This is a genomic window from uncultured Aquincola sp. (assembly GCF_964001545.1).
Classification (GTDB): Bacteria; Pseudomonadota; Gammaproteobacteria; order Burkholderiales; family Burkholderiaceae_C; genus Aquincola.
In genome coordinates this window covers 1-3,256 of record NZ_CAXFDV010000067.1, presented here as the reverse complement: position 1 = coordinate 3,256, position 3,256 = coordinate 1, and the positions used below count along the sequence as shown (strand labels likewise).

The window sequence follows — 3,256 nt, the reverse complement described above, 5'->3', positions numbered from 1 at the left end:
CTGCAAAGCCCTGAGGTGGCGCAGCAGCTGGCCGCTGAAGGTGCCATCCCGATGCCGGGCACGCCCAAGGCCTTTGGCGACCTGATCGTGCGCGAACTGCCCCGCTGGGCCGAGGTGGTGCGCGCCGGCAAGGTCAAAACCGACTAGTCGCCCAAACCGTGCGGCCGCACTCGCGGCCGACGCCCCATGCCGACCCGCAGCCAGGCCCTCGAAGGCACTGGCCGGGCCGCCGCATGCCCCGATTCAACCCAGAGGAGACAAGCCCGATGAACCGACCCCACACCCCCCGACGCGGCCTGACGGCCCGTTGTGCCGCCGCCTGCGCGCTGGCTGGCCTGCCCTTGCTGGTGGCTGCCCAGGCCGGCAGCAGCGTGACGATCTATGGCCTCTTCGATGCCGCGGTGCGCCGCGCCAGCAACGTGGGCGCCGACGGCGCCTCTCGCGTGAGCATGGACGACGGCATCTTCACCGGCAGCCGGCTGGGCTTTCGCACGCGGGAAGACCTGGGCGGCGGCCTGTCGGCGCTGCTGTCGATGGAGTCGGGCTTCGACCCCAGCACCGGCGCCTCGGCCCAGGCCAGCCCCACGGCCGATTACGGCCAGGTGGCCGCCGCCACCCGCTTCTGGGGCCGTGAGATCTACATCGGCCTGCGCAGCACCGATGGCTGGGGCCTGAGCCTGGGCCGCCAGTACACCCTGGCCCACCAGATGACGGCGCGCTTCCAGCCCGAGGGCAATCCCAACAGCACCGCGCACTCGGTGTTCAGCAGCCACCATGTGGCGCGTCAGGACAACATGGTGAAGCTGGAGGCCAAGCTGGCCGGCGTGGAATTGGCCGCTGCCCGCACGCTGGGCGAGGTGGCCGGCAGCAACGGCAGCGACGCCTGGGCCGTGTCGGCCGGCTACACCGCCGGCCCGCTGAGCCTGGGCGCGTATGTGCAGCGGCTGAACAACCTGGCCGACACCGAGCAGCGCCGCATCGTGGGCGCCGGCGGCAACTGGAAGCTCACCGAAGCCTTCACGCTGTTTGCCGGCGCGATGCGCCGCGACGACGAGGTGAGCCCGCAGACCAACCGGGTGTGGACGCTGGGCGCCAGCACCCGGGTGCTGCCGAACGTGACCTTGAGCGCCGCCTACCTGCAGGACAAGCAGGCCGGCAGCGCGCGGCTGGCCGGCAAGCGCAAGGTGGCCTATGTCACGGCGTCGTATGCCTTCTCCAAGCGCAGCGACGTGTATGCCGTGGTCGACCGCAACGAGGTGGAGGGCGGCTATGCCAAGCCGGCCTTCATGGGCACGCTGGGCAGCCAGAACGGCCTGGTGCTGGGCCTGCGCCACCGGTTCTGAGACCCTTCAAGCATCAGGAGTTGAGATGACAGCATTGTTCAAGCGGCGCCGCGCCGCCCTGGCTACCGCGCTGCTGGCCGCCACGGCCGCCGGCTGGCTGCCTGTGGCGGCGCAGGCGCAGCCGGCCTTTCCCAGCCGGCCCATCACCCTCATCGTGCCGTTTGCGCCCGGCGGCATCGCCGACGTCACCGCCCGTGCAGTGGCCGAGGCCATGGGCCAGACCCTCAAGCAGACCGTGGTGGTGGACAACCGGCCCAGTGCCGGCAGCATCGTGGCCAGCCAGGCCGTGGCCAGCGCCAAGCCCGACGGCCACACGCTGCTGCTGATGAGCAACGGCAACGCCGTGAGCGTGGGCCTTTTCAAGAAGCTGCCCTACGACACGGTGAAAGACCTGCAGCCGATTTCCACGCTGGGCTTTTTCGACCTGGGCATCGTGGTGCCGGCCAGCTCGCCGTTCAAGACGCTGCCCGACCTGCTGCGCCATGCCAAGGCCAACCCGGGTGCGCTCAAGACCGGCACCATCGCCGTGGGCAGCACCCAGCACCTGGCCGCCAAGCTGTTCGAGACGGTGGCCGGCGTGGAGCTGCTGACCGTGCCCTACAAGGCTTCACCCGCGGTGCTGATGGCGCTGCGCAGCGGCGAGATCGACGTGGCGCTGGAGATCGTCGGGCCGATGATGGCCCAGCTCAAGGCCGGCGAGATCCGCGCGTTGGCGACCACCGCCGGCCAGCGCAATGCGGCGCTGCCGGACGTGCCCACGGTGCAGCAGGCAGGGCTGAAGGACTACGACGTGAGCAGCTGGAACGCCATCGCCGCCCCCGCCGGCACGCCGCAGCCGGTGATCGACGCGCTGCAGCGCGCCATCGCCAGCGCGGTGGCTGATGCCGGCGTGCGCACCCGACTGGAAGCCCTGGGCATGCGCCTGCAAGCCAGCACCCCCGCCCAGGCGCGCGAGCTGCTGGCCAGGGACATCCAGCGCTGGGGGGCGGTGATCAAGGCGGCGGGGATACAGCCTGAGTGAACCAGGCCTTCGGCGCCGTCACCGCACTTATAGTGACGCGCAGCCGTCAGGAGTGGGTGTGACCAAAAGTAGTTTTGAGCTGGACCAATATGCCGCCCGCAAGCGCGAGCTGGACGAGGCCATCGAACGGTCGCGCCAGCACACCCGTTCGGCCCAAGAGGCGGCGGGCAAGGTCACGCTCACGAATGCGCAGCAGCTGGAAGTGGCCAAGCGCCTTTTCAGTCGCACGCTGGAACAACAAGGGCTGCGCGACGCGCTGTACTCGCTGCTGCGCAAGACCGACTACCGCTACGCCACCCTGTTCCGCTTCGACGGCACGCTCAACCGGGCGATGGTGCACCTGGATCGCCAGAACCTGGCGGCCGAGTTGCCTCAGGCCTTCCCCATCGCCCAGAGCTATTGCCAGTACGTCAAGGACGCCGCCCGGCCCTTCCTGACGGCGGAGTCAGCGAAGGACGAAGCCACCGTGGGCCATGCCAAGCGCGAGGTGTTCCAGGCCTATTGCGGCATCCCCATCCTGGCGCCCGATGGCACGCTGGCCGGCAGCGTCTGCTACTACGACGACGAACCGCGGCAGCTGGACGGCATGCATGCCGAGCTGCTGCTGTTTGCGGCCACCCGCATCGAAGCATCTGGCTTGTTGAACCCCGGCTGAAGCCCCGGCGGCGCTTCACAGGTCTTCGTGGAAGCTCGAGCTGCCTGCGCGCCAATAGGCCGAGATCCGCGCCGCTTCCTTCGGGTGGCCGCGTTCTGCCAGCAGCAGGTCGCGCACGCGGGCCATCGTGGCGGCTTCGCCGGCGGCCCAGGCAAAGCCTTCGCCCGCGGGCAAGGGCTGGGCTTGCAGGGCCTGCAGCAGCTGCTCGGGCGTGTCCAGCCATTGCAGGTCCAGTGT

At 69.9% G+C, this 3,256-nt stretch carries 4 protein-coding genes; 3 read left to right on the top strand and 1 reads right to left on the bottom strand.

Annotated elements, in window-relative coordinates; genetic code table 11:
• Positions 1-266 precede the first annotated feature (266 nt).
• From ABNT58_RS02405 to ABNT58_RS02395, 3 genes are read left to right on the top strand one after another with little or no spacing between them, the layout of a single operon-like run.
• On the top strand, positions 267-1,343 hold the full coding sequence (locus ABNT58_RS02405) for a porin (protein ID WP_348751917.1): 1,077 nt from the start codon (positions 267-269) through the stop codon (positions 1,341-1,343).
• A gap of 25 nt (positions 1,344-1,368) precedes the next feature.
• Complete coding sequence (locus ABNT58_RS02400; protein WP_348751916.1) at positions 1,369-2,364, top strand: tripartite tricarboxylate transporter substrate binding protein; 996 nt, start codon at positions 1,369-1,371, stop codon at positions 2,362-2,364.
• Between the two features lie 58 nt (positions 2,365-2,422).
• Positions 2,423-3,019 carry a hypothetical protein gene (locus ABNT58_RS02395; RefSeq protein ID WP_348751915.1) on the top strand — a complete coding sequence of 199 codons (597 nt, stop codon included), beginning with the start codon at positions 2,423-2,425 and terminating at the stop codon, positions 3,017-3,019.
• Between the two features lie 15 nt (positions 3,020-3,034).
• On the opposite strand, the gene ABNT58_RS02390 is transcribed toward ABNT58_RS02395, so the two are convergent.
• The coding region (locus tag ABNT58_RS02390; RefSeq protein WP_348751914.1) for an SIP domain-containing protein at positions 3,035-3,256 on the bottom strand (222 nt) is incomplete at its 5' end.